At 60.2% G+C, this 26,291-nt stretch carries 22 protein-coding genes; 10 read left to right on the top strand and 12 right to left on the bottom strand.

What is annotated here, in order from left to right:
- The first annotated feature begins 4 nt into the window (after positions 1-4).
- On the top strand, positions 5-1,240 hold the full coding sequence (locus ACA048_RS05175) for a transporter associated domain-containing protein (protein ID WP_497628211.1): 1,236 nt from the start codon (positions 5-7) through the stop codon (positions 1,238-1,240).
- Positions 1,241-1,402: 162 nt separating this feature from the next.
- Entirely contained in the window at positions 1,403-2,719 is a 1,317-nt protein-coding gene (locus ACA048_RS05170; RefSeq protein WP_497628210.1) for an MFS transporter, read from the top strand.
- 90 nt (positions 2,720-2,809) lie between these two features.
- Here ACA048_RS05170 and purT read toward each other — a convergent pair whose 3' ends face one another.
- From purT to ACA048_RS05145, 5 genes are all read right to left on the bottom strand, one after another.
- Positions 2,810-3,991 (bottom strand): formate-dependent phosphoribosylglycinamide formyltransferase, encoded by a 1,182-nt coding sequence (purT, locus tag ACA048_RS05165; RefSeq protein ID WP_497628209.1) that lies wholly within the window; start codon positions 3,989-3,991, stop codon positions 2,810-2,812.
- A 257-nt stretch (positions 3,992-4,248) separates the two neighbouring features.
- On the bottom strand, positions 4,249-4,716 hold the full coding sequence (locus ACA048_RS05160; RefSeq protein ID WP_497628208.1) for a preQ0 transporter: 468 nt from the start codon (positions 4,714-4,716) through the stop codon (positions 4,249-4,251).
- A 187-nt stretch (positions 4,717-4,903) separates the two neighbouring features.
- A complete protein-coding gene (locus ACA048_RS05155; protein WP_497628207.1) occupies positions 4,904-5,119 on the bottom strand; it encodes a DUF1289 domain-containing protein in 216 nt (71 codons plus the stop codon).
- The gene (locus ACA048_RS05150; RefSeq protein ID WP_007954617.1) at positions 5,116-5,640 is read right to left on the bottom strand and encodes a gamma carbonic anhydrase family protein; all 525 of its coding nucleotides are present in this window, start codon (positions 5,638-5,640) and stop codon (positions 5,116-5,118) included. Before ACA048_RS05150 ends, ACA048_RS05155 begins: the two co-directional genes overlap by 4 nt.
- A 65-nt stretch (positions 5,641-5,705) precedes the next feature.
- The gene (locus tag ACA048_RS05145; RefSeq protein ID WP_452625070.1) at positions 5,706-6,305 is read right to left on the bottom strand and encodes a CoA pyrophosphatase; all 600 of its coding nucleotides are present in this window, start codon (positions 6,303-6,305) and stop codon (positions 5,706-5,708) included.
- Positions 6,306-6,609: 304 nt separating this feature from the next.
- Here ACA048_RS05145 and ACA048_RS05140 point away from each other — a divergent pair, with 304 nt between their 5' ends.
- The 7 genes from ACA048_RS05140 (at position 6,610) to nagE (ending at position 15,338) form a co-directional block, all read left to right on the top strand.
- Positions 6,610-7,161: an NUDIX hydrolase gene (locus ACA048_RS05140; protein WP_497628206.1), complete on the top strand. Its 552-nt coding sequence runs from the start codon at positions 6,610-6,612 to the stop codon at positions 7,159-7,161.
- Positions 7,162-7,207: 46 nt separating this feature from the next.
- Positions 7,208-7,711 (top strand): L,D-transpeptidase family protein, encoded by a 504-nt coding sequence (locus ACA048_RS05135; RefSeq protein WP_497628205.1) that lies wholly within the window; start codon positions 7,208-7,210, stop codon positions 7,709-7,711.
- Between the two features lie 353 nt (positions 7,712-8,064).
- Positions 8,065-8,796, top strand: coding sequence for a GntR family transcriptional regulator (locus ACA048_RS05130; protein WP_497628204.1), 732 nt, complete (start codon positions 8,065-8,067; stop codon positions 8,794-8,796).
- 17 nt (positions 8,797-8,813) lie between these two features.
- Positions 8,814-9,920, top strand: coding sequence for an N-acetylglucosamine-6-phosphate deacetylase (gene nagA, locus ACA048_RS05125; RefSeq protein ID WP_497628203.1), 1,107 nt, complete (start codon positions 8,814-8,816; stop codon positions 9,918-9,920).
- Entirely contained in the window at positions 9,901-10,923 is a 1,023-nt protein-coding gene (locus tag ACA048_RS05120; RefSeq protein ID WP_497628202.1) for an SIS domain-containing protein, read from the top strand. The genes nagA and ACA048_RS05120 overlap by 20 nt, the downstream gene beginning before the upstream one ends.
- 136 nt (positions 10,924-11,059) lie before the next feature.
- Complete coding sequence (gene ptsP / locus ACA048_RS05115; protein ID WP_497628201.1) at positions 11,060-13,576, top strand: phosphoenolpyruvate--protein phosphotransferase; 2,517 nt, start codon at positions 11,060-11,062, stop codon at positions 13,574-13,576.
- A 46-nt stretch (positions 13,577-13,622) separates the two neighbouring features.
- A complete protein-coding gene (gene nagE, locus ACA048_RS05110; RefSeq protein ID WP_497628200.1) occupies positions 13,623-15,338 on the top strand; it encodes an N-acetylglucosamine-specific PTS transporter subunit IIBC in 1,716 nt (571 codons plus the stop codon).
- A 567-nt stretch (positions 15,339-15,905) separates the two neighbouring features.
- Here the strand turns inward: nagE and ACA048_RS05105 are convergent.
- Both ACA048_RS05105 and purL read right to left on the bottom strand, forming a co-directional pair.
- Complete coding sequence (locus ACA048_RS05105; RefSeq protein WP_497628199.1) at positions 15,906-16,217, bottom strand: NGG1p interacting factor NIF3; 312 nt, start codon at positions 16,215-16,217, stop codon at positions 15,906-15,908.
- Between the two features lie 20 nt (positions 16,218-16,237).
- A complete protein-coding gene (purL, locus tag ACA048_RS05100; protein WP_497628198.1) occupies positions 16,238-20,134 on the bottom strand; it encodes a phosphoribosylformylglycinamidine synthase in 3,897 nt (1,298 codons plus the stop codon).
- A gap of 274 nt (positions 20,135-20,408) precedes the next feature.
- Here purL and mltF point away from each other — a divergent pair, with 274 nt between their 5' ends.
- Positions 20,409-21,869 (top strand): membrane-bound lytic murein transglycosylase MltF, encoded by a 1,461-nt coding sequence (mltF, locus tag ACA048_RS05095; RefSeq protein ID WP_497628197.1) that lies wholly within the window; start codon positions 20,409-20,411, stop codon positions 21,867-21,869.
- Between the two features lie 142 nt (positions 21,870-22,011).
- Here mltF and pdxJ read toward each other — a convergent pair whose 3' ends face one another.
- From pdxJ to lepB, 5 genes are all read right to left on the bottom strand, one after another.
- Positions 22,012-22,755, bottom strand: coding sequence for a pyridoxine 5'-phosphate synthase (pdxJ, locus tag ACA048_RS05090; protein ID WP_497628196.1), 744 nt, complete (start codon positions 22,753-22,755; stop codon positions 22,012-22,014).
- 47 nt (positions 22,756-22,802) lie between these two features.
- Positions 22,803-23,492, bottom strand: coding sequence for a DNA repair protein RecO (gene recO, locus ACA048_RS05085; protein WP_497628195.1), 690 nt, complete (start codon positions 23,490-23,492; stop codon positions 22,803-22,805).
- A gap of 175 nt (positions 23,493-23,667) precedes the next feature.
- Positions 23,668-24,570 (bottom strand): GTPase Era, encoded by a 903-nt coding sequence (era, locus tag ACA048_RS05080; protein ID WP_007944847.1) that lies wholly within the window; start codon positions 24,568-24,570, stop codon positions 23,668-23,670.
- Entirely contained in the window at positions 24,563-25,252 is a 690-nt protein-coding gene (rnc, locus tag ACA048_RS05075) for a ribonuclease III (protein ID WP_027924885.1), read from the bottom strand. The genes era and rnc overlap by 8 nt, the downstream gene beginning before the upstream one ends.
- Positions 25,253-25,436: 184 nt before the next feature.
- Positions 25,437-26,291: a signal peptidase I gene (gene lepB / locus ACA048_RS05070; RefSeq protein ID WP_497628194.1), complete on the bottom strand. Its 855-nt coding sequence runs from the start codon at positions 26,289-26,291 to the stop codon at positions 25,437-25,439.

Here is a 26,291-nt window from a genome sequence, read left to right as displayed (position 1 = left end):
ATTAATGGACGACTTGCCCATAGGGCCGATGCTCGCGGTACTGGCCCTGCTGATTTTATGGTCGGGGCTGTTTACCGCCATCGAAGTGGCACAACAGCAGTTGCTGGCCCAGCGGACTGCCTCGCGTTCGAGCGACAAGCCGGTGGCAAAGCTGAGCTTTCCACTCAACAGCCTGATCTTCTGCAATACCCTGTGCCGTGCGCTGGTCATGGTCATCAGCACGTTACTGGCGATTTTCACCTGGGCGGGCAACGGCCCATGGGTCGCCTGCCTCGGCGCCGGCGTCGCGCTTCTGGTGTTCGCCGACTACCTGCCGCGCACCCTCGCCTCTCGCTATCCTGACGCGGTGCTGAACCTGGGCAACACCTTGCTCGGCGCGCCACTGAAAATCATCTACCCGGCCGCCTGGCTGCTCAATGGCCTCAGCCAGTTGCTGATGCGACCGTTCGCCCGCAAAGTCAAAGTGGTGCAGCAGAGCGAAGACGAAACACCGGCGGATCGGCACGACGATCAGGACCACAGCGTCTGCCGCCCGCACCCACTGTCCGGCATCCACGCGCTGGACAACATCACGGTCAACGACATTCTGGTGCCGCGCAGTGACGTCGATGGCATCAACCTCGACGACCCGATTGAAGAAATCATCGAGCAGTTGCGCCACAACAAACGCACGCGTCTGCCGGTATTCCACAGCGACATCAACCAGGTCGAAGCGGTCCTCAACACCCGACACATCCGTCATTTGCTGCCTGATGCAAGCCTGACCCTGGAAGCGCTGCGGGCGGCCAGTCATGACCCTTATTTCGTCCCTGAAAGCACTCCGCTACAGCTGCAACTGCTGAATTTCCACAAGCAGCAGCGGCGCTTGGGCATGGTGGTCGACGAGTACGGTGAAGTGCTCGGTATCGTCACCCTGGAAGACATTCTTGAAGAAATCGTCGGCGAATTCGAAAGCCAGCACAGCCTGGACAACCCGCACATCCATCCTCAGGCCGACGGACGCCTGGTGATCGAGGGCGCGGCGTCGATTCGCGAACTGAACAAGAGCCTGGGCTGGCATCTGCCCAGCGATGGCCCGAAAACCCTTAACGGGTTGGTGACCGAAGCCCTTGAGACGATTCCGGACAGCGCGGTATGCCTGAAGATCGGTCGCTATCGCCTGGAGATTCTGGAAACGGAAGATAACCGCGTCACACGGGTGCTGATCTGGCATACCAGCTCGCTTCCAGTCGTTATCTAAAGCCCCTTGTTGAATCGTTAGGCACCTTCCTATAATCGATTTGCTTACCCAAGCCCCGCCGCACCACAGTGCTACCCGCACTCCGCATCAAAACCCACATCCCTGGGTGTTCGACCATAATAATTCGCTCCACTGGGGCACATGACTGTCAGGGATAACCGCATGACGACCAGCACGACTTATACCGAAACCACGCCTGCGCAACCGACGAACTCCGCCACCCGGGTGGCCACCGCGAGTTTCATCGGCACCGCCATCGAGTTTTACGACTTCTACGTCTACGCCACTGCCGCTGCACTGGTGATCGGGCCGGTGTTCTTTCCGCAGACCTCCGGCACCGCTCAAATGTTGTCGGCGTTCCTCACCTTCGGCATCGCCTTTCTTGCGCGACCGCTGGGTTCTGCACTGTTCGGCCACTTCGGTGACCGCATCGGGCGAAAATCAACACTCGTCGCCTCGCTGCTGCTGATGGGCGTCTGCACCACGTTGATCGGCGTGTTACCGGGTTACGACAGCATTGGCGCCTGGGCGCCGATCCTGCTCTGCGTGCTGCGCTTTGGCCAAGGCCTGGGGCTGGGCGGTGAATGGGGTGGTGCGGCGCTGCTGGCCACGGAGAACGCGCCCAAAGGCAAACGCGCCTGGTTCGGCATGTTCCCGCAGCTTGGCCCTTCAATTGGTTTTCTGGCGGCAAACGGGCTGTTCCTGACTCTGGCCATGACCCTGAGTGACGAACAATTCCGCTCATGGGGCTGGCGGATTCCATTCCTGCTCAGTGCCGTACTGGTGATGGTCGGGTTGTACGTGCGCCTCAAGCTCCACGAAACCCTGGTGTTCGCCAATGCCATGGCCCGCCAGGAACGGGTGAAAATCCCGCTGGTCGAACTGTTCAGCCAGTACTGGGCGCCAATGCTGTTGGGCGCAGGCTCGATGGTGGTGTGCTATGCGCTGTTCTACATCTCGACGGTGTTTTCGCTGAGTTATGGCGTGTCGACCCTCGGCTACACCCGTGAAACCTTCCTCGCCTTGCTGTGCTTCGCGGTGTTGTTCATGGCCGCCGCCACGCCACTGTCGGCGTGGGCCAGCGACCGTTACGGGCGCAAACCGGTGCTGATCATCGGTGGCGTGTTAGCGATTCTGTCCGGGTTCTTGATGGAACCGCTGCTGACCCAAGGTTCGACCTGGGGCGTGGCGCTGTTCCTGTGCATCGAATTGTTTCTGATGGGCGTGACGTTTGCGCCGATGGGTGCGTTGCTTCCTGAACTGTTTCCGACCCATGTTCGCTATACCGGAGCATCGGCTGCGTACAACCTGGGCGGGATCGTCGGGGCCTCGGCGGCGCCGTTCTTCGCGCAGAAACTGGTGGCGATGGGGGGGCTGAGTTATGTCGGCGGGTATGTGTCGGGGGCTGCGGTGCTGAGCTTGATTGCGGTGCTGTGCCTGAAAGAGACCCGCAACAACGATTTGAATCGGGTGGCCTGATAGATCGCCATCGCGGGCAAGCCCGGCTCCCACAGGAACCGCATTCCGTCCCTGTAGGAGCCGGGCTTGCCCGCGATAGCCGCGCCTCGGTTACAGCTCTGCCACGACAGCCTGAGAAGCACGGGTAGCCTTGGCGCGAGCCAATTCAATCGATTCATCCCGCGCCAACGCCACACCCATCCGGCGCTGACCATTCACCTCTGGCTTGCCAAACAGACGCAACGCCGTGTCCGGCTCGCTCAACGCAGCACCCAGATTGGCGAAAGCGGTCTGGGTCGACTGTCCTTCCACCAGAATTACCGCTGAAGCCGAAGGCCCGAACTGGCGGACCAACGGAATCGGCAGGCCCAGAATCGCCCGCGCGTGCAGCGCGAATTGCGACAGGTCCTGAGAGATCAGGGTCACCAGGCCAGTGTCATGCGGGCGCGGCGAGACTTCGCTGAACCACACCTGATCACCTTTGATGAACAACTCGACGCCAAACAAACCACGACCGCCCAACGCCTCGGTGACAGCTTTGGCCACGCGCTCGGACTCAGCCAAAGCAATCGGGCTCATGGCTTGCGGCTGCCAGGATTCCTGATAATCGCCCTTCTCCTGACGGTGACCGACCGGCGCGCAGAACGTGGTGCCACCGACATGACGCACGGTCAGCAGGGTGATTTCGTAATCGAAGTCGATGAAGCCTTCGATGATCACACGCCCTTTACCGGCGCGACCGCCCTCTTGCGCGTAGTCCCACGCGGTTTTGACGTCATCAGCGCTACGCAACAGGCTCTGGCCTTTGCCCGAGGAACTCATCACCGGCTTGACCACGCACGGGAAACCGAGGTCTTCGACTGCTTTGCTGTAATCCTCAAAGGTATCAGCGAAGTGGTACGGCGAAGTCGGCAGATCCAGCTCTTCGGCGGCCAGGCGACGGATGCCTTCGCGGTTCATGGTCAGCTGTGCGGCACGCGCGGTCGGGATCACGGTGAAGCCTTCGGCTTCCAGTTCGACCAGGGTGGCGGTGGCGATGGCCTCGATTTCCGGCACGATGAAGTGCGGCTTCTCGGCTTCGATCACTGCTCGCAGGGCGGCGCCGTCGAGCATGTTGATCACGTGGCTGCGATGGGCGACTTGCATGGCTGGCGCGTGGGCATAACGATCCACGGCAATTACTTCAACGCCCAGGCGTTGCAGCTCGATTACCACTTCCTTACCCAGCTCACCACAGCCACACAGCAATACGCGGGTCGCGGTTGGCGACAATGGAGTTCCGATACGGGTCATCTCAGGTCCTCAAGAAGCGGATCATCGAGGGATGCGACGAAAGTAACCTGTGTGGCCAGTTCTGTTAGTCAATTTCGGCGCAGGAAGCCCATTTCCTGCGTTGCTGTTCCTCGCCATAGCAAGCTATGACTCGCCACAGCGCCTTGGCTATGGACTTCCTGCATCCGAACTTGAACTAACGAACTGGCCGTACAGGCTACATGCGCGCTTCCCATGGGGAGAAAGCGCGGCATTTTACATGAACCGAGGGGTTTGGCTCAGCTGACGATGGCCTGTTTGCGCAAGCGCCAGGCCATGATCAGCCACACGGCGGTCACGCCTGCGAACTTCGAACCCATCGCGGTGAGGATCACACCCGGGGTGAAGGCGTCGATCATGCCGAAGAAAATGAAGGTATCGAGGGGAATGCTCAACGCCGAACTTATCCACAGGCGGTCGTGCAACGGGCGTTTGGTGATGCTGAATACCAGCCAGTCGATGCACTCAGACACCGCGAACGCGGTGGCGCTGGCCAACGCGATGGACGGATCGGAGGTGACGTAGGACAGCACCAGCGCGGCCAGCATCGCGACTATGGCGCCGTGGCCGAAGCGGGTTTGCACCATGTCGCGGAGCACGAACACCAGACCACCCCAGGCCGACCAGATGATGTCGAGGTGAGGAGCGGTGGAAAAGGCGTAGTTGATCAACACGACGCTGCTGATGTAGGCGATCAGGAAGAGCATGGGGCGTGAGGATACCTGTCAATTTGGCGCACAGATTACTTCAGGAGACAGGATGGACCAAGAGCGGAGGTGGCAGTGATGGCCTTTTCGCGAGCAGGCTCGCTTCCACACTGGCTCAGTGCCGGCCACAAATAACGTGGACAACATCGGTCAATGTGGGAGCGAGCCTGCTCGCGAAGGCCGCACCTCATTTATCCGATTTTGCTCCAATCATCCAGACCAGGCCGCTGGACTTGGCCCGTTCATGGCACAACCCCAACACCGCGCGGCGCTCGTCGTTGGTCATCCGGCTCCAGCGGGTAATCTCTTCCACCGTGCGCTGACACCCGGTGCAAATGTCATCGTCATCCAATGCGCAAATATTCACGCAGGGCGATAGCACCGGTCGTTCAGTGGTGCTCATTCTTCCTGCTCGACCAGATCACGGGCATAGCGCTGCGAGTTATGCACATAGTGGGCGGCACTGGCCTCCAGCATCTTTTTCTGCGGCTCAGTCAGTTCACGCACCACTTTGCCCGGCGAGCCCATGACCAGCGAACCATCGGGAATCTCCTTGCCTTCGCCAATCAGCGAATTGGCGCCGATGATGCAGTTTTTGCCAATTTTCGCGCCGTTCAGAATGACCGCGTTTATACCGATCAAGCTGTAATCACCCACGGTGCAGCCATGCAGCATGGCGTTATGGCCAATGGTTACGCCGGTGCCGATGGTCAGCGGGTAGCCCATGTCGGTGTGCATCACTGTGCCGTCCTGAACATTGCTGTTCTTGCCGATCAGGATCAGTTCGTTGTCGCCCCGCAGCACGGCGTTGAACCAGACATTGGCGCCCTCTTCCAGTTTGACCTTGCCCACCAGCACGGCATTGGGTGCGACCCAGCTCTGCGGATGGGTTTCGACGCGGGCGTCGCCCAGGCGATATTTCATTCTTGTTGTCCTCAAGGCCAGGCAGGCTCATACAAAGCTCGGTTCACGCCATACGAACGATGGCTTCAGGTGTTGATAAAACTCTTGGGCGGTTGATGCAGGCTGATTTTCGCGTCATAGAGCAGATTGATCAACTCGACGATCATAATCGCCGTCAGGCCCCAGATTTTGAATTCACCATAACGGTAACTTGGCACGTACCAGCTACGGCCCTGATAATCGATGCGATGGGTGTGTTCGCGCGGGTCCTTGCGGAAGAATTCCAGCGGCACACTAAAGACGGCAGCGATCTCGGCATCGTTGGCCCGATACTCGACAAAATCCGGAATCACCCCGACATAAGGCGTGACCTTGATGCCGTGCAATGAGATCAGCGGGCTAAGCGGGCCGATCACTTCAACCAGACCCGGCGGCAGGCCGATTTCTTCTTCGGCCTCACGTAGCGCGGTGAAAATCAGGTCGGGGTCCTCGGGATCGCGTCGACCGCCGGGAAAGGCCACTTCACCGCCATGGGTCGAGAGCCCGCTGGCGCGCAGGGTCAGAACCAGTTCCGGTTCATCACTGCGAGTGATGGGCACCAGTACCGCGGCTTCAGGGAAACGTTTGTCGGTTTCCAGCGTGCGTGGAGTGTGGTTGCTTACTCGATGCAGTAGCTCGTCCAGCATGAGACTTCTCGATTTATTAGCCGTAGGGTCTGTTGACGTTTACTGACGACCGCGTTGCGCGCCAACGCGCGCGATGCTGCGTTGCGGGATTTGCTAAGGGAACAGCCATTCACTGCATCCCGCGCCTTGCCTCGCACACGTTGGCACTGCAACGCGGCTCGCCAGCAAACGTCAACAGACCCTATGCATCATGCACCAATCGAACCGACCGCCCAACCCCATAACCACTGCATGTCGCTAAACGACAACTTGCCGACAGACACCGCTGCACGCCAAGATAGGCGCAGCATTCAGGAACCCAAGCATGAAATTTTGCAGTCAGTGCGGCAACCCGGTGACCCAGCGCATTCCCGAAGGCGATTCGCGCCTGCGATTTGTCTGCGACAGCTGCCATACGATTCACTACCAGAACCCCAACATCGTCGCCGGTTGTGTCGCAACCTGGGGCTCGAAAGTGTTGCTGTGTCGACGCGCCATCGAGCCACGGCTCGGTTACTGGACCCTGCCTGCCGGTTTCATGGAAAACGGTGAAACCATCGAGCAGGCGGCCATTCGCGAAACCGCCGAAGAAGCCTGCGCCCGGGTACGCAACCTGAGTATCTATACGTTGATCGACGTGCCGCACATCAGCCAGGTGCATGTATTCTTTCGCGCAGAGCTGGCGGACCTGGACTTTTCAGCCGGCCCCGAAAGCCTCGAAGTGCAGCTTTTCGAAGAAGCTGACATCCCTTGGTCCGACCTGGCTTTCCGCACGGTGGGCCGTACCCTAGAATGCTTCTTTGCTGACCGGAGGACCGAGTTCTACCCCGTGCGGTCCGAATCGATCCCGCCGCTTGCTCAGCTTGCCATCACTTAAAACATCTATAACTAAAATAGCCGACACCTCTAGGGATATCGTTTCAATGCGCTGGTTGCTTGCCCTGTTTTGCTTGTCGTTCGTTGCCATGTCACAGGCTTCCGTTGCGGAAACACTGAATGGCAGAGTCATCGAAAAAATCCTGGTCCTGAAATCCGCCCACCAATTGCAATTGATCAATGACGGCAAGCCGCTCAAGACCTATCGCATATCCTTGGGCAAGCATCCCCAAGGCCCAAAACTGATGGAAGGTGACAAACGCACGCCAGAAGGCCTCTATTGGGTGGACTGGCGCAAGGTCAGCGACCGCTTCAATCTGGCGATGCACATCTCCTACCCGAACATCAGCGACTCCGCCCGTTCGCGCCGAGAGGGTGTCGAGCCCGGGGGCATGATCATGATCCACGGAACACCGGACACCGAGGACAACCCTGAGGACCTGTTCCACACCCTGGACTGGACCGACGGCTGCATCGCCATGCGCAACATGGACATGCGCGAAGTCTGGAACCTGGTGCCGGACGGCACGATGATCGAAATCCGCCCGTAACGGTGTCGAGGGAGCTTGCTCCCTCGCCACAGAGGCATTGCCCTAAATTTGGTCCCTGACCGCTACCTTCGGTCGCCAGCTAAAAAAATAATTTCAAAAGATCGCAGCTGTGACAACGCCTGCCGGGGTGATACCAATTCCCCGAGCGAGCGTCACCACAGACTGCGATCTTTGCGTTCAAAACCGCCATCGTTAATACCACTTCAATCCAGCAGCCTGTGAACCCGCTCACCAGGACGGGCCCGTGCACACTCACGACAAAGCGCTGGCATTGACATGGTATTTAAGTGGTATTAGTTTTCATCGCACAACCGGGCGACAATAATCCTACATCCGCATCGGACCAAACCTACATGAATGACCTCCAGGCCCTACGCCCCGACGACACTCAACCCACGCCGTTGTACCTGCAACTGGCGCGCAATCTGCAAGCGGCTATCCATGCCGGCCAGTGGAAAGCCGAACAAGCCATGCCGTCAGAGCGCAGCCTCAGCGAAATGCTCGGCATCTCCCGTGTCACCGCACGCAAGGCGTTGGAGGTGTTGTTCGATCAAGGCCTGATCCGCCGCAACCAGGGTTCCGGTACGTTCATCACCCCACGCTTGGAACAACCGCTGTCGCGCCTCTCCGGCTTCAGCGAAATGCTGCGACTCAAGGGCTTCGTTCCGGGGTCGCAATGGCTGGAACGGGAAATCACCCCGCCAACCCACGAAGAATTGATTCGCCTGGGCCTCTCGCCGAACGACAAGGTCGCGCGGCTCAAACGTCTGCGCAAAGCCGACGACACGGTGATGGCGATCGAGATGAGCACCCTGCCCGCCTCAATCATTCCCAAGCCGCAAGCCGTAGGCGATTCCCTCTACGAATACCTCGACGGCATCGGCAAACCGATTGTCCGCGCCCTGCAACACATCCAGGCAATCAACGCCTCGGACGAGTTCGCCGCGCTGGTCGGCATCGCCCCCGGCACCGCCATGTTGCTGATGACCCGGGTCGGTTATCTGGAAGACAACACGCCCATCGAAGTCACCGACACCTATTGCCGCAACGACTACTACGACTTTGTTGCAGAGCTTCGCCGCTAAGCGCCAGGAAAACGATCATGACCGAAGACAACATCCTCACCGCCCACGGCTGGGTTCGCGGCCGGCTGATTCACGAACACGGCAAAGTCGTGTCGATTGAAGGCGTGCCCTGTGATCCGGCGGACAATGACCTGCCTTATCTACTGCCGGGATTCATCGACCTGCACGTTCACGGCGGCGGTGGCAAAGACATCATGGAAGGCGCAACCGCCTTCGAGACCATCACCCGAACCCACGTGCGCTTCGGTACGACGTCGCTGCTGGCGACCACCATGACCGCGCCGAGCGAAGAGATTTCCAGCGTACTCAAAGCCGTCGGCCAGTTCTGCGAGACGCGCCCCAAAGGCAGCGCCCGGGTACTCGGCGTACACCTCGAAGGCCCGTACATCAACCCCGGAAAACTCGGCGCTCAACCGAACTTCGCGCACACCGCGTTGATGGCCGAAGTCGAGGAATACCTGACGCTGGCGCCAATCCGGGTGATCACCATCGCCCCGGAAATCGCCGGCCATGACGCCTTGATCCGCGCTCTCAGCGCTCGCGGCGTGCGCATGCAGATCGGCCATACCCTCGGCAGCTACGAGGAAGGCGTCGCGGCGCTGGCCGCCGGCGCGAGCAGTTTCACTCATCTCTATAACGCCATGAGCCCGCTGCATCACCGCGAGCCGGGCATCGTCGGCGCGGCGCTGGCTCACGCCAAGTACGCCGAGCTGATTCCGGATTTATTGCACGTACACCCCGGCGCAATCCGCGTGGCCCTGCGCTCGATTCCGTGTCTGTATTGCGTCACCGACTCCACCGCCGCCGCCGGCATGCCCGACGGTCAATACAAGCTCGGCAGCCACACCGTCACCAAATGCCTGGGCGGCGTGCGCTTGCCCGACGGCACCCTCGCTGGCAGCACCCTGACCATGGATCAGGCGTTGCGCAATCTGGTGAAGATCGGTTTGCCGATTGCCGAGGCCTCGCAACGTCTTTCGCAATTCCCCGCCGATTACCTCGGCCTTGAAGAACGTGGCCGCCTCACACCGGGCAGTTGGGCCGACTGCGTGCGGCTGGACCGCTCACTCACACTGACCGCCGTCATGGTCGAAGGAGAAGACATTGACTTCAAAAATGCTTGAAGAGGCGCTGTCCTCGTTCGAGGCTGTGCAAGCCCAATTGCAACAGCTCGACCCGCAGATGGTCGAGATCGCCGGACGCCTGCGCCGTCAGCCACCGCAAGTGGCGATGACCGTCGCGCGCGGCAGCTCCGACCACGCCGCCAGTTACTTCGCCTACCTGACCATGCAACTGTTGGGCATCCCGGTGGCGTCGTTGCCAATGTCGGTGGTGACCATGCAGCAAGCGCCATTGAAGGTCAGCGGTCAGGTGGCGTTTGCCTTCTCGCAGTCCGGGCAAAGTCCGGATCTGGTGAACAGCCTGCGCCTGCTGCGCAAACGTGGCGCCTTGAGCATCTCCATGGTCAATGCCGAAGGTTCGCCACTTGAAGCAGCGTGTGAATTCAGCCTGCCGTTGTTGGCCGGAACGGAAAGCAGCGTCGCCGCGACCAAGAGTTTCATCGCCACGCTCAGCGCCAGCGCCCGTCTGATCGCGCACTGGAAAGAAGACGTGGAGATGCTCGAAGCCGGCAACGCCCTGCCGGAAGGTCTGCGTGACGCCGCGCAACAGGATTGGAGCGTGGCCATCGACGCCCTTCGCGATTGCCAGCGCTTGATGGTGATTGGTCGCGGCGCTGGTTTCGCCATCGCCCAGGAAGCGGCGCTGAAATTCAAGGAGACCTCGGCAATCCAGGCGGAAGCGTTCAGCAGCGCCGAAGTCCGCCACGGCCCGATGGCCTTGATCGACGAACACTATCCGCTGCTGATCTTCGCCCCTCGCGGTGCCGAGCAGGCCGGTTTGCTGAGCCTCGCCGCCGACATGCGCCAACGCGGCGCCCGCGTTTTACTGGCCGCGCCGGATGACATCGCCGAACGCGACCTCACCCTGACCCGCGCCGAACACCCGGCCCTCGATCCGATTCTGGCGATCCAGAGCTTCTATGTCATGGCCGCCGGTTTGGCGGTCGCCCGTGGCATGGACCCGGACCAACCGCGTCATTTGAGCAAAGTCACGCGCACCGTGTAGGAGCCGAGCTTGCTCGCGATGACTGAGTTTCAGTCGGCATCAATGTTGAATGTCAGATCGCAATCGCGAGCAAGCTCAGCTCCCACCGGGGGGCGAGTTGATCCGAACCGTCGTTTTTTATTCATGAGACCGAGCCATGCATAACAACAATAAAGAGCTGACCCTCAGCGCCCCGCTCAGCGGCCCGGTGCTCACGCTCGCCAAGGTCCCGGACCCGGTGTTCGCCAGCGGCGCGATGGGCGACGGGATTGCCATCGACCCACTGAACGACACCCTTCATGCCCCTTGCGCAGGCGTCGTCGTGCATGTGGCCCGAACCGGGCACGCGATCACCTTGCGTGCCGACAACGGCGCCGAATTGCTGCTGCACCTGGGCCTCGACACGGTCGAGTTGCAGGGCGAAGGCTTCTCGATGCTGGTCAAGGAAGGCGCGCGGGTCAGCAATGGCCAGCCGCTGTTGCGCTATGACCTGGACAAGGTTGCGCAGCAGTGCAAAAGCCTGGTCAGCCTGATGATTTTGACCAACAGCGAGGAATTTCAGGCACGGCCGATCACCCTCAAATCGGTGAAAGTCGGCGAGCCGCTGCTGCACATCATTCGCCGGCAGGCCTGCGGTGCGCAGGTCGAAACCGACGCCACGGGTATCGAAGTTCACGGACATGCCCACGTCGCCTTTCGCGGCGGTTTACATGCGCGCCCTGCGGCGTTGATTCGTCAGACCGCGCAAGGTTTCAAAAGCAAATCGCAGCTGCATTTCGGCGGTAAATCGGCGACCTGTGACAGCCTGATCGGGCTGATGGGCCTGGCTGTCGGCGAGCGGGATGAAGTGCAAGTCAGTTGCCGGGGCGCGGACGCCGAAGCGGCGTTGCAAGCCTTGTTGACCGCGCTGTCCACCGCCCTGGCCGAAGACAGTCACGCCGCCGCGCCAACGCCGATTGCCCAACGCAATCGTCCCGCCGAAGTCGGCGTGTTGCACGGAGTTTGCGCCGCGCCGGGTCTAGTTGGCGGGCCACTGTTTCGATTGAACGCCATCAGTCTGCCGGTTGATGCAGGCAGTCATGATCCCCAGCACCAACAGCAGGCCCTCGATACCGCGCTGACCCTCGTGCGCAGCGAAATCGGCCAGACCCTGGCTCAGGCAAAAAAGCACAAGAACACCGACGAAGAAGCGATTTTCGCTGCGCATCTGGCACTGCTTGAAGACCCGGCGCTGCTGGACGCGGCAAACACGTCCATCGATCAGGGCATCGCCGCGACCCATGCCTGGAGCCAATCGATCGACGCCCAGTGCGAAGTGCTGCAACAACTCGGCAGCCCCTTGTTGGCCGAGCGTGCCAATGATCTGCGCGACCTCAAACAACGCGTATTGCGCGCCTTGCTCGGCGAAGCCTGGCATTACGATGTGCCCGCCGGCGCCATTGTCGCCGCGCATGAACTGACCCCGTCCGACCTGTTGCAACTCAGCCAGCAAGGCGTCGCAGGGTTGTGCATGGCCGAGGGTGGCGCGACGTCTCACGTGGCGATTCTTGCGCGCGGCAAAGGCTTGCCCTGTGTGGTTGCACTGGGCTCGGCGCTGCTGAATCTGGAGCAAGGTCAATCGGTGGTGCTGGACGCTGACGGTGGTCGCCTCGAACTGACGCCGACTGCCGAACGTCTGGTCGACGTGCATCAGGCGCAACTCAACCATCAGCAACGTCGCGCGCTTCAACAGTCTCAAGCGCACACCCGAGCGCTGACACTCGATGGCTTGCACATCGAGGTGGCCGCCAATGTCGCTTCCAGCGTTGAAGCCACCGACGCGCTGGCCAATGGCGCCGATGGTGTTGGCCTGCTGCGCACCGAGTTTCTGTTCGTGGATCGCAACACCGCGCCAGATGAAGAGGAACAACGCCTCGCCTATCAGGCCGTGCTCGATGCCATGGGCGACAAATCAGTGATCATCCGCACCATCGACGTCGGCGGCGATAAGCAACTCGACTACCTGCCCCTGCCGGTCGAGGCCAATCCGGTGCTTGGCTTGCGCGGCATTCGCCTGGCTCAAGTGCGCCCGGAACTGCTCGATCAGCAACTGCGCGCACTGCTACACGTCAGCCCGCTGTCGCGCTGCCGGATTCTGTTGCCAATGGTCACCGAGGTCGACGAGCTGCTGCACATTCGCAAGTGCCTCGAGGCGTTGTGTTCAGAACTCGGCGTGAGTGAACGCCCGGAGTTGGGCGTGATGATCGAAATTCCGGCCGCCGCATTAATGGCCGAGCACTTGGCCGAACACGCAGACTTTCTGTCCATCGGCACCAACGACTTGTCGCAATACACCCTGGCCATGGACCGCGACCACGCGGGCCTCGCTTCACGCGTCGACGCCATGCACCCGGCGCTGCTGCGTTTGATCGCACAGACCTGCGCGGGTGCGGCGGTGCATAGCCGTTGGGTTGGCGTCTGCGGTGCACTTGCCTCCGACCCGCTGGCGACGCCTGTGTTGATCGGCCTGGGGGTCAGCGAGTTGTCGGTGAGCCCGGTGCAAATCGGCGAAATCAAAGACCGCGTGCGCCACCTCGACGCTGCCGAATGCCGACGCATCAGCCACGACCTGCTCAAGCTGAGCAGCGCGGCGGCAGTGCGTCATGCCTGTCACCAGCAATGGCCTCTGAGCTGAACAACAACTACAGCTCTAAAACAAAAAGAACACAGGGAGAACCGCCATGTACCAACACTTCATCGAAGGCCTGCAGCGCCTCGGCCGCGCACTGATGCTGCCGATCGCGATCCTGCCGATTGCCGGGTTGCTGCTGCGTCTGGGCGACACCGACCTGCTGAACATCGCGATCATCCACGATGCCGGCCAGGTCATCTTCGCCAACCTGGCGATGATCTTCGCCATCGGCATCGCGGTCGGGTTCGCCAAGGACAATAACGGCACCGCTGGCCTTGCCGGGGTGATTGGTTACCTGGTGATGACCTCCACCCTCAAGGTGCTGGATGCAAGCATCAACATGGGCATGCTCGCCGGGATCGTCAGCGGCTTGATGGCCGGCGCGCTGTACAACCGCTTCAAGGACATCAAGCTGCCGGAGTATCTGGCGTTCTTTGGCGGTCGGCGCTTTGTGCCGATTGTCACCGGGTTTGCCGCTGTCGGCCTGGGCGTGATCTTCGGCTTGATCTGGCCACCGATCCAGCAAGGCATCAACAGCTTCGGCGCATTGATGATGGAGAGCGGCAGCTTCGGCGCTTTCGTCTTCGGCGTGTTCAACCGTCTGCTGATCGTCACCGGCCTGCACCACATCCTCAACAACATGGCGTGGTTCGTCTTCGGCAACTTCACCGACCCGACCACGGGAGCCTTAGTCACTGGCGACCTGTCACGCTACTTCGCCGGTGATCCGAAGGGCGGCCAGTTCATGACCGGCATGTTCCCGATGATGATCTTCGGCCTGCCCGCCGCCTGCCTGGCGATGTACCGCAACGCCCTGCCGGAACGGCGCAAGGTCATGGGCGGGATCTTCCTGTCGATGGCCCTGACGTCGTTTTTGACCGGTGTGACCGAGCCGATTGAATTCGCCTTCATGTTCCTCGCGCCGTTTCTGTTTTTGCTGCATGCACTGTTGACAGGGTTGTCGATGGCGATCACCAACGCGCTGAATATCCACCTCGGGTTCACCTTCTCTGGCGGCTTCATCGACATGATTCTCGGCTGGGGCAAATCCACCAATGGCTGGTTGGTGATTCCGGTGGGGTTGGCGTATGCGGTGATCTACTACGTGGTGTTTGATTTCTGTATCCGCCGTTTCAACCTCAAGACGCCGGGGCGTGAAGAAGTGCCAGCGGGCGACAAGATTGTGATCGCCGAGAACGAACGCGCCGGGGCTTATATCAAGGCGCTGGGTGGCGCGCAGAATCTGATCACGGTGGGTGCGTGCACCACTCGGTTGCGGCTGGACATGGTGGATCGCAACAAAGCCAACGATGCCGAGTTGAAAGCGCTGGGGGCGATGGCAGTAGTGCGTCCAGGTAAAGGCGGGAGTTTGCAGGTGGTGGTCGGGCCGATGGCGGACAGCATTGCCGATGATATTCGCCTGGCAATGCCGGCGTTGGGGCGCGCGATCGTGTCTTCCCCTGCTGCTGTTATTGATGCGCCGAAACCTGCGGCGGTGGCCACGCTGGAAGCGCAGCAATGGCTGAATGCGTTGGGTGGCGGCGAGAACGTGTTGCAGATGGACTGCATCGCCATGACCCGGATCCGGTTGCAACTGGCGGATGGCAAGGCGTTGTCGGAATGTGATCTGAAGGCGCTGGGGTGTCAGGGTGTCAGCCAACTTGAAGGCGGCATTTGGCATCTGCTGATTGGCGACAAGGCATCGAGTTTGAGTGATGCGCTGGAGGCGTTGGTGAATCGTAGTGAGGTGAGTGCCAAGGTTTAGATCGTTGGCGCCTGATAGTCAGTCTTCGCGAGCAGGCTCGCACATTTTAAGTTGGGTACATCTGATGGCGATTGGTCGGTTGTTAGGCCGCCTTCGCTGGCAAGCCAGGCTCCTACAATAGATCGGCATATAGCCGTTGCTTCTCACCACTCATCAGGCCGAGCGTTAGCTCGCCTGCAGCTCTTGATCTTGATCTGCCCGCCCCTTCGGGAAGCTGAGTGGAGGTGTGCATCCGGGGAGTGGCGCGTAGCGCCGTTCGACGCAGTCGAACACGCTGCATGTAGGTCGTAGCGAAGCAGACCGGAGGGCAGTGTCCCCGGATGGATACCGGAGCGAAGGAACGCCGAGCCTTAGCGAGGGGCCGGACGCTCGGGGCGAGACCTTTGCTTCCTTTGGGGCGTTTGCCAAAGGGAGTCGCTGTAAGAGCGAAACCATTAGCGGCCGTTACCGCAGCAACGGATATGTATACAAAAAAACAGCATGGTCGGCCCAAAGGCCGCCATCGCAGCCAACAAAAAACCCGCTGAACGCAAATTCAGCGGGTTTCTCATTTCAGCAGCCAGAAGATCAAAAATCCTCCAACCGCCACACTTCGTATGCCGGTGTCTCGTAGGGATGACTCTCTTTCAAAGCCACCACCACCGCCCGAATCAACTCATCGCTGACCACAAGCTCAAGCTTCCATTCCTCAACCTGTTCGACCTGCCCCGCTTCACCAATGAACGGCTGACTGCCATCCAACGGGCGAAACTGGCCAAGGCCGAGCACTTGCCAGACGCAATGATCGTAAGCGCCGATCCGTCCGCCACCGGCGGCGAATACGGCACTCTTCACGTCTTCGACGTGACTGATTGGAACAAAAAAGCTGAGCTTGTACACGACGCTTAGTTCACCCGCTCTTAATTTACCCACACCCGCGCATTACGGAACATACGCATCCACGGTGCGTCTTCGTTCCATTCTTCCGAACGCCACGAGTTCTGCACGGCGCGGAACACACGTTCCGGGTGCGGCATCATGATCGTTACGCGACCGTCGCGGCTGGTCAAACCGGTGATCCCGCGCGGCGAGCCGTTCGGGTTGGCCGGGTATTTTTCGGTGACCTTGCCGTGGTTATCGACGAAACGCATCGCCACGCAACCCGACAGATCGGCTTCCAGCAACGCTTCTTCGCTGGCGAATTCGGCATGGCCTTCACCGTGAGCGATGGCGATTGGCATGCGCGAACCGGCCATGCCTTGCAGGAAGATCGAGTTCGACTCCTGGACCTGCACCATCGCCACGCGCGCTTCGAACTGCTCGGAGCGGTTACGCACGAAGTGCGGCCAGAACTCGCTGCCCGGGATCAGCTCGTGCAGGTTGGACATCATCTGGCAACCGTTGCACACGCCGAGGGTGAAGCTGTCGTTACGTTCGAAGAAGCCTTGGAACGCATCGCGAGCGCGGCTGTTGAACAGCGCGGACTTGGCCCAGCCTTCGCCGGCACCGAGCACGTCGCCGTAGGAGAAACCACCGCACGCCACCAGACCTTTGAACTCATTCAGGTCGACACGGCCGGCCAGAATGTCGCTCATGTGCACGTCGATTGCGTTGAAACCGGCGCGGTCGAAAGCGGCCGCCATTTCCACCTGACCGTTGACGCCCTGCTCACGCAGAACGGCAACCTGTGGGCGGATGCCTTTTTTGATGTAAGGCGCGGCGACGTCCTGGTTGACGTCGAAGCTGAGCTTGACGCTCAGGCCCGGGTTGTCTTCTTCCAGCAGCACGTCGAACTCTTGTTCGGCGCAGTCGACGTTGTCACGCAGACGCTGGATCTGATAGCTGGTTTCAGCCCACTGACGTTGCAGCAGACGACGTTGACCTTCGAACACGGTTTCGCCGTTGAAGGTGATGTTGATCTGGCCGTTGTTCATTGGCTGACCGATCACCGACACGCACTCGCCCAAACCGGCAGCGCTGAATTGCGCGAGGATGTCCGGGGTGGCGTCCTGACGAACCTGGATCACAGCACCCAGTTCTTCGTTGAACAGGATCGCCGCGATGTCGGCGGAAGTTTCTGCCAGGCCATCGAGGTTCAGGCTCAGACCGCAGTGGCCGGCGAAGGCCATTTCCACCACGCTGGTCAGCAAACCACCGTCGGAACGGTCGTGGTACGCCAGCAGGTGACCGTCGGCATTCAGGCCCTGGATCACTGCGAAGAACGCTTTGAGGTCTTCGGAATCATCAACGTCCGGCGCTTGCGAGCCGAGCTTGCCGTGCACCTGGGCCAGGATCGAGGCGCCCATGCGGTTCTGGCCGCGGCCCAGATCGATCAGGATCAGGTCGGTGGTGCCCTTGTTCATGCGCAGTTCCGGGGTCAGGGTCTGACGGATGTCAGCCACTGGCGCGAAACCGGTCACGATAAGGGACATCGGCGAAGTGACAGTCTTGTCGACGCCTTCGTCGCTCCAGCGCGTGGCCATGGACATGGAGTCCTTGCCCACCGGAATGGTAATGCCCAGCTCAGGGCAAAGCTCCATGCCGACCGCTTTCACGGTGTCGTACAGACGCGCGTCTTCACCCGGGTGACCGGCAGCGGACATCCAGTTCGCCGACAGTTTGATGTCGGAGATCTTGTTGATGCGCGAAGCGGCGATGTTGGTCAGGGTTTCGCCGATGGCCATGCGGCCCGACGCCGAGGCGTCCAGCAGTGCCAGCGGAGTACGCTCGCCCATGGCCATGGCTTCACCGGTGTAGACGTCGAAGCTGGTGGCGGTGACGGCAACGTCGGCTACCGGAACCTGCCACGGGCCGACCATTTGGTCACGGGCCACGAGGCCGGTGATGGTGCGGTCGCCGATGGTGATCAGGAAGCTTTTGCTCGCCACGGCCGGGTGATGCAGAACGCGCTCGACGCAGTCTGCAATCTCAAGCGTCGACGGATCGAAATCGTCGCCCAGTTCGTTTTCGCGAACGGCCGAACGGTGCATGCGCGGGGCTTTGCCCAGCAGCACTTCCAGCGGCATGTCCACCGGGCTGTTGCCGAAGTGGCTGTCAGTGACGGTCAGTTGCGGCTCGGCAGTGGCTTCGCCGACCACGGCGAACGGGCAACGCTCACGTTCGCAGATCGCCTGGAAGCGTTCGAAGTCCGCCGGGCCGACTGCCAGAACGTAGCGTTCCTGGGATTCGTTACTCCAGATTTCGTGCGGGGCCATGCCCGGCTCGTCGTTTGGAATGTTGCGCAATTCGAAGCGGCCACCACGGTTGCCGTCGTTGACCAGTTCCGGGAAAGCGTTGGACAGACCGCCCGCGCCGACGTCGTGGATGAAGCTGATCGGGTTTTTATCACCCAACTGCCAGCAACGGTCGATGACTTCCTGGCAGCGACGTTCCATCTCAGGGTTTTCGCGCTGTACGGAAGCGAAGTCCAGGTCGGCCGAACTGGTGCCGGTGGCCATGGAGGAAGCTGCGCCGCCGCCCAGACCGATCAGCATCGCCGGGCCGCCCAGCACGATCAGCTTGGAGCCAACGGTGATCTCGCCTTTCTGCACGTGTTCGGCACGGATGTTACCCATGCCGCCCGCCAGCATGATCGGCTTGTGGTAACCGCGAACTTCGTCGCCACGCGGGGTGGTGATCGACTGTTCGAAGGTGCGGAAATAACCGGTCAGGGCCGGGCGACCGAATTCGTTGTTGAACGCGGCGCCACCCAGTGGGCCTTCGATCATGATGTCCAGCGCGGTCACGATGCGCTCAGGCTTGCCGTACGGCACCTCCCACGGCTGTTCGAACCCAGGGATTTGCAGGTTGGACACGGTGAAACCGGTCAGGCCAGCCTTTGGCTTGGCACCACGGCCGGTCGCGCCTTCGTCACGAATCTCACCGCCACTGCCGGTGGATGCGCCCGGGAACGGGGCAATCGCGGTCGGGTGGTTGTGGGTTTCGACTTTCATCAGGATGTGCACCGGTTCCTGCACCGCGCCGTACTGGCGGGTTTCAGGGTCCGGGAAGAAACGGCCGGCGACGTTGCCGACGATCACCGAAGCGTTGTCCTTATAAGCCGACAGAACACCTTCGCTGTGCATCTGGTAGGTGTTCTTGATCATGCCGAACAGGCTTTTTTCCTGGTTCTGACCGTCGATGTCCCAACTGGCATTGAAGATCTTGTGACGGCAGTGCTCGGAGTTCGCCTGGGCGAACATCATCAGTTCAATGTCGTGCGGGTTGCGCTTCAAGCCGACGAAGGCGTTGACCAGGTAATCGATTTCGTCTTCGGCCAGGGCCAGGCCCAGCTCGGTGTTGGCTTTTTCCAGCGCGGCGCGACCGCCACCCAGCACGTCGATTGCAGTCAGCGGCTTCGGTTCGGCGTGGCTGAACAGGCCGGAGGCTTGTTCAAGGTTGGCCAGAACGATCTGCGTCATGCGGTCGTGCAGGGTATCGGAAATCAACTGTGCTTCGGCGTCGCTGAACTGGCCGGCGACGTAGAAGGCGATGCCGCGCTCCAGGCGCTGGATCTTGCTCAGGCCGCAGTTGCGAGCGATGTCGCTGGCTTTACTGGACCACGGCGAGATGGTGCCGAAACGCGGCAACACCAGGAACAGACGACCGGTCGGCTCTTGTACCGGAACACTTGGGCCGTACTTCAGAAGGCGCGCGAGCACCTGCTGTTCGTCGCCGGTCAGGACGCCGGTAACTTCGGCGAAGTGAGCGAATTCAGCATACAAGCCGCTGACAGCCGGGACCTTCTGGCTCAGTTGCTCAAGGAGTTTGCTGTGGCGAAAGGCAGAAAGGGCAGGAGCGCCGCGCAGGATCAACATCTTCGGGACAGCCTCGGGAGGGGTGTGCTTTGAGGCCGTGCATTCTAGCCTAAACCGCCCGCGACATCACCCGAAACGGTACAGGCGGCTGCACCTGGGTGTCGGACCGCAGATCCGGGCCTGAAAACGGCAATCAAAAAGGGTTATTTTTTCCGCTCAAAAAATGCTGTCAAGGCCCATTCCTGCGGGCTCCGGAGCGCTTTTCAATTGCCTAGCAGACAAGCCCTTCGCTGTCGAGATATGGCGCTCGTGGTCCTTTGCGTATACTGCGCAGATGTTTTCCCCAACGGCTTTGCGTCCGCGGTACGCCAAATGGCTGATCGCAACCGGACTCTTCCTGCTGCTCAATGGCTGTGTTGATAAACCCAACACGCTGGAGCGCGTAAAGGAGGATGGCGTGCTGCGCGTGGTTACCCGAAACAGCCCCGCCACCTACTTTCAGGATCGCAACGGTGAAACCGGCTTCGAATACGAGCTGGTGAAGCGTTTCGCCGACGATCTGGGGGTGGAACTCAAGATCGAGACCGCCGACAACCTCGACGACCTGTACAGCCAGGTCGGCAAGACTAACGGCCCGGTACTCGCTGCGGCCGGTCTGGTCGGCAGCGAAGAACGTAAAAAACAGGTCAGGTTTTCCCACTCCTACCTGGAAGTCACCCCTCAGATCATCTACCGCAACGGCCAATCGCGGCCAACCGACGCCGGTGATTTGGTCGGCAAGAAGATCATGGTGCTCAAAGGCAGCACCCACGCCGAACAGTTGGCGGAGCTGAAAAAGAAATACCCCGGCATTGAGTATGAAGAATCCGACGCGGTTGAAGTCGTCGACCTGCTGCGCATGGTCGATGAAGGCCAGATCGATCTGACCCTGGTCGACTCCAACGAAGTCGCGATGAACCAAGTGTACTTCACCAACATACGGGTCGCCTTCGACCTCGGTGACGCCAGCAACCAGAGCTGGGCCGTGGCCGCTGGCGAAGACAACAGCCTGCTAAACGAAATCAACGACTACCTCGACAAGGTGCAGAAAAACGGCACCCTGCAGCGCCTCAAAGACCGTTATTACGGGCATGTCGACGTTCTTGGTTACATGGGCGCCACCACGTTCGCCCAGCACTTGCAGCAGCGCCTGCCCAAGTACGAACAGCACTTCAAGGCATACGCCAAGAAAGAAAAAGTCGACTGGCGCCTGCTGGCCGCCATCGGTTATCAGGAATCGTTGTGGCAACCGGCGGTCACGTCCAAGACCGGCGTGCGCGGCCTGATGATGCTGACCCAGAACACCGCGCAGGCGATGGGTGTGTCCAACCGCCTCGACCCCAAGCAAAGCATCATGGGTGGCGCCAAATACCTGGCCTATATCAAGGATCAACTGGACGAGTCGATTCAGGAACCGGACCGCACCTGGTTTGCCCTGGCGGCCTACAACGTTGGCAGCGGTCACCTGGATGACGCGCGCAAACTGGCGACGAAGGAAGGACTGAACCCGGACAAGTGGCTGGACGTGAAGAAGATCCTGCCGCGCCTGTCTGAGAAGAAGTGGTACAGCAAGACGCGTTATGGCTACGCCCGGGGCGGCGAGCCGGTGCATTTCGTAGCGAACATCCGTCGTTACTACGACATCCTGACGTGGGTCACGCAGCCACAGCTTGAAGGTGATCAAGTGGCCGAAGGCAACCTGCATGTGCCGGGGATCGACAAGACCAAGCCGGCTCAAGAACCTGCGCCGCTCTAACAGGAATACCTAAATCAAATGTGGGAGCGGGCTTGCTCGCGAAAGCGGTTTAACATTCAACATTTATGTCGACTGTCACACCGCTTTCGCGAGCAAGTCGAATCGTCGCACCGCCGCTCCCACATTTTGATTTTTGTTCGGCTTAGGCTTTTGCGGCGTTCAGGATCAGCGCTTTCATTTCAGATACCGCCGACTTGAAGCCAACAAACAAAGCATGCGCCACCAGCGCGTGGCCAATGTTCAGTTCGTTGATGCCTTTGATCGCCGCCACGGCTTCGACGTTGTGGTAGTGCAAACCGTGCCCGGCGTTGACGATCAGCCCCTGAGCCAGGCCAAACGCAACACCATCGGCCACACGCTTGAGCTCTTCAGCCACGTCAGTTGGCGTCTTGGCATCGGCGTAACGACCGGTATGCAGTTCGATAGCCGGCGCGCCAACACGGCGGGACGCTTCAATCTGCCGCTCATCCGCGTCGATGAACAGCGACACTTCGCAGCCAATCTTTGACAAGCGAGCCACGGCGGCTTTGATCCGCGCTTCCTGCCCTGCCACGTCCAGACCACCTTCTGTGGTCAGTTCCTGACGGGTTTCCGGGACCAGGCAAATGTGCGCCGGGCGGATGCGTTCGGCGAACACCATCATTTCTTCGGTGACGCCCATTTCAAAGTTCATGCGGGTTTGCAGCACGTCCTTGAGCAGCAGAACGTCGCGTTCCTGGATGTGCCGACGGTCTTCGCGCAAATGCACGGTGATGCCGTCAGCGCCCGCCTCTTCCGCGTCCAGTGCTGCCTTGACCGGATCCGGATAGCGAGTACCCCGGGCCTGACGCAGGGTGGCAACGTGGTCGATGTTCACGCCAAGAAGAATGCGATTGCTGGTGGTCACGGAAGCGCTCCTGAATTTAAAGATTCGGCGCACAGCATACGGGGAGACTACGGCTTGCGAAACAGCTCGCGGCTGACCAACGGACGACCGCCCAGGTGAACAGCCAACGCTTGGCGCATTAAACGCTTGGCGGCGGACAGCGCACCGGGTGCGGTCCAGTCGGCATCGGCCATGGCCAACAGTTCGGTGCCATTGAACAAACCGGGTTGCAGCAGATAGACCTGTTCCAGACCCGCATCCACCTGTAAGCGGTAAAGACCGTCCGGGGCAATAGGCTCGCCATGGATGTCCGTAGTCAGTGCAAAGCCGTAACCGAGGTCATCCAGCAAGCGCCATTCGAACGAGCGCAACAACGGCTCCAGCGGACGGCCTTCGGCCAGTGCGAGCAAGGTGGCGGCGTAGTGATCGAATACTGCGGGATGCGGGTCTTCGGCGGGCAGCAGGCGAATCAACAGCTCATTGAGGTACAGGCCGCTAAACAACGCCTCACCACTGAGCCAGGTGGAAACACCGGCGGCTTCCATCCGCCCGACGTTCTTCAACTCACCGCGCCCCCGGAACTCGACTTCCAGGGGTACAAACGGCCGCGCCAATGTCCCGGCCTTGCCCCGTGCACTGCGCAACACCGCCCGCAGCCGACCTTGAGGCGTGAGGAAATCCACCAACGCACTGTTTTCGCGGTAGGCGCGGGAGTGGAGGACGTAGGCGGGTTGGGCGGTGGGTGGGGTTTGGGACATGGGCGTCGAGTATCTCTAGAGGGAGAATACAGCCAGTGAAAACAGCGCTAACCAATGTGGGAGCGGGCTTGCTCGCGAAGGCGGCTTAACATTCAACATCTTCGTTGTCTGTCACACCGCATTCGCGAGCAAGCCCGCTCCCACATTCGATCTTTGTGTACCCAGTGTTAAGCGATTACAGGTCGCCGTAACCCAACGAACGCAATGCGCGCTCGTCATCGGACCAGCCGCCTTTCACTTTCACCCAAAGGTTGAGCATGATCTTGGAGTCGAACAGCAGCTCCATGTCCTTGCGCGCCTCAGTGCCGATACGCTTGATGCGTTCGCCCTTGTCGCCAATGATGATTTTCTTCTGGCCATCACGTTCAACGAGGATCAAGGCATGGATATGCAGGGTTTTGCCCTGCTGCTTGAACTCTTCGATTTCCACGGTGATCTGGTACGGCAACTCGGCGCCCATCTGGCGCATGATTTTCTCACGCACCAGTTCAGCGGCGAGGAAGCGGCTGCTGCGGTCGGTGATCTGGTCTTCCGGGAAGAAGTGATCGTTTTCCGGCAGGTAACCGGCAATCACACGCTCCAGCGCTTCGAGGTTGTGCCCGTGCTGGGCCGAGATCGGCATGATCTGCGCGTTCGGCAGCTGCTCCTGCAACCAGGTCAGGTGCGGCATCAGTTCGGCTTTGTCTTCGATGCGATCCGTCTTGTTCAGCGCCACGATCAACGGGCCGGTCACGTACTGGACGCGCTCGAGGACCATCTGGTCTTCGTCAGTCCACTTGGTGCGGTCCACGACGAAGATCACCACGTCAACGTCTTTCAACGCCGCCGACGCAGTCTTGTTCATGTAGCGGTTCAGCGCTTTTTCGCCACCCTTGTGCATGCCTGGGGTATCGACGTAGATCGCCTGCACGGCACCTTCGGTCTTGATGCCCAGCATGTTGTGACGGGTGGTTTGCGGTTTGCGCGAGGTGATCGCCAGTTTCTGACCCAGGATGTGGTTCAGCAGCGTGGACTTGCCCACGTTGGGACGGCCGACGATGGCAACATAGCCACAGCGAGTTGCAGTTGAATCAGTCATTGCCATTCTCCACACCCAGGGCAATCAGTGCTGCGGCGGCCGCTACCTGTTCGGCAATACGACGACTCACACCCTGACCTCGGCTTTTTTCATTCAGTAAGGTGATTTCACATTCGACGAAGAACGTCCGGCAATGCGGCTCACCCTGGATATCCACCACTTCGTAACGTGGCAGCTCACAACCACGCGATTGCAGAAATTCCTGCAGGCGGGTTTTTGGATCTTTGTTGGTGTCGACCAATGTCAGGCCTTCGAACTCACCGGCCAACCAGGCCAGCACGCGCTCGCGCGCCATGTCCATGCCGGCATCGAGGTAGATCGCACCAATCAGCGCTTCCAGGGCATCGGCCAGAATCGACTCGCGACGAAAACCGCCGCTTTTCAGCTCACCGGAGCCCAGGCGCAGGTAGTCGCCCAGATCAAAACCGCGGGCCAGCACGGCCAGGGTCTCGCCTTTCACCAGGCGCGCGCGCAAACGCGACAACTGGCCTTCACGCGCCAGCGGGAAGCGATCGAACAGCGCCTCGCCAGCGACGAAATTGAGGATGGCATCACCGAGGAATTCCAGGCGTTCGTTGTTACGCCCGGCAAAGCTGCGGTGAGTCAGGGCCAGGACCATCAGTTCCTGATCCTTGAAGGTGTAGCCGAGCTGACGCTCGAGACGGCTTAATGAGACGCTCACGGTTTACCCACGCTGAGTTCGTGGTTGGATTCCACCGCCATCGCCGAGAGTCGGCGCAGGCCTGGGACAATTAACGCTGTGTTCAAAAATAACGTCCTGAATATCATTGGCTTCATGCTTGCGGTACCGATTGTGTCGGCTCCAGAAAAGCATTCGGCGCTGTGTTCAACAGCGCCGTGTGTGATTACTTGATCAGGCCAACCCGCGAGAAATTCGGCAGGTGACTGAGTTTAGGTTCCGGCCAGCTCATCCAGACTGCGAAGGCCTTGCCGACGATATTCTTGTCGGGAACCATGCCCAGCAGATCCTTGGGAATACTTGGATCATCCCAAAAGCGACTGTCGTTGGAGTTGTCGCGGTTGTCACCCATCATGAAGTAGTGCCCGGCCGGCACGATCCACGAATGATCCGGGGTCGCGCGATAGCGGCTCATTTCCTTGCGGATCAGGTGCTCGGCAGCGCCGAGTTTTTCCTTATAGAGCTCAGCACTGCCCAACGTGCCCGGCTCGGAGCCGATCATCTGCTCAGCAATCGACTCGCCGTTGACGAACAGACGCTTGTCAGCGGTATAACGAATCTTGTCACCCGGCAGGCCCACGACTCGCTTGATGTAGTTGACGTTCGGATCGCTCGGGTAGCGGAACACCATTACATCGCCGCGTTGTGGATCACCCACTTCGATGACTTTCTTGTCGATCACCGGCAGGCGGATCCCGTAAGAAAACTTGTTCACCAAAATGAAGTCGCCAACATCCAGGGTCGGTTTCATCGAGCCGGAAGGAATCTGGAACGGTTCCACCAGGAACGAACGCAGCACCAGCACGATGAACAACACCGGGAAGAACGACTTGCCGTATTCGACCAGCAGCGGCTCTTTGTTCAGTTTCTCGACCACCACCACATCAGGCTGGCTGACGCTGCCCTGATAGGAGGTAATGGCAGCACGCCGACGCGGTGCCAGGAAAACCAGATCGAGCAACGCCAACAGGCCGCAGACGAACACGGCGATGACCAGCAACAGCGGGAAATTTAGTGACAT

This window comes from Pseudomonas sp. LBUM1659, from assembly GCF_059716045.1.
This window is presented reverse-complemented; position numbering and strand designations above follow the sequence as displayed.

Coding starts and splice junctions, on each gene's coding strand:
- ACA048_RS05175 (WP_497628211.1), top strand. CDS start 5: ATGGACGACTTGCCCATAGGGCCGATGCTCGCGGTACTGGCCCTGCTG.
- ACA048_RS05170 (WP_497628210.1), top strand. CDS start 1,403: ATGACGACCAGCACGACTTATACCGAAACCACGCCTGCGCAACCGACG.
- purT (WP_497628209.1), bottom strand. CDS start 3,991: ATGACCCGTATCGGAACTCCATTGTCGCCAACCGCGACCCGCGTATTG.
- ACA048_RS05160 (WP_497628208.1), bottom strand. CDS start 4,716: ATGCTCTTCCTGATCGCCTACATCAGCAGCGTCGTGTTGATCAACTAC.
- ACA048_RS05155 (WP_497628207.1), bottom strand. CDS start 5,119: ATGAGCACCACTGAACGACCGGTGCTATCGCCCTGCGTGAATATTTGC.
- ACA048_RS05150 (WP_007954617.1), bottom strand. CDS start 5,640: ATGAAATATCGCCTGGGCGACGCCCGCGTCGAAACCCATCCGCAGAGC.
- ACA048_RS05145 (WP_452625070.1), bottom strand. CDS start 6,305: ATGCTGGACGAGCTACTGCATCGAGTAAGCAACCACACTCCACGCACG.
- ACA048_RS05140 (WP_497628206.1), top strand. CDS start 6,610: ATGAAATTTTGCAGTCAGTGCGGCAACCCGGTGACCCAGCGCATTCCC.
- ACA048_RS05135 (WP_497628205.1), top strand. CDS start 7,208: ATGCGCTGGTTGCTTGCCCTGTTTTGCTTGTCGTTCGTTGCCATGTCA.
- ACA048_RS05130 (WP_497628204.1), top strand. CDS start 8,065: ATGAATGACCTCCAGGCCCTACGCCCCGACGACACTCAACCCACGCCG.
- nagA (WP_497628203.1), top strand. CDS start 8,814: ATGACCGAAGACAACATCCTCACCGCCCACGGCTGGGTTCGCGGCCGG.
- ptsP (WP_497628201.1), top strand. CDS start 11,060: ATGCATAACAACAATAAAGAGCTGACCCTCAGCGCCCCGCTCAGCGGC.
- nagE (WP_497628200.1), top strand. CDS start 13,623: ATGTACCAACACTTCATCGAAGGCCTGCAGCGCCTCGGCCGCGCACTG.
- purL (WP_497628198.1), bottom strand. CDS start 20,134: ATGTTGATCCTGCGCGGCGCTCCTGCCCTTTCTGCCTTTCGCCACAGC.
- mltF (WP_497628197.1), top strand. CDS start 20,409: ATGTTTTCCCCAACGGCTTTGCGTCCGCGGTACGCCAAATGGCTGATC.
- recO (WP_497628195.1), bottom strand. CDS start 23,492: ATGTCCCAAACCCCACCCACCGCCCAACCCGCCTACGTCCTCCACTCC.
- era (WP_007944847.1), bottom strand. CDS start 24,570: ATGACTGATTCAACTGCAACTCGCTGTGGCTATGTTGCCATCGTCGGC.
- lepB (WP_497628194.1), bottom strand. CDS start 26,291: ATGTCACTAAATTTCCCGCTGTTGCTGGTCATCGCCGTGTTCGTCTGC.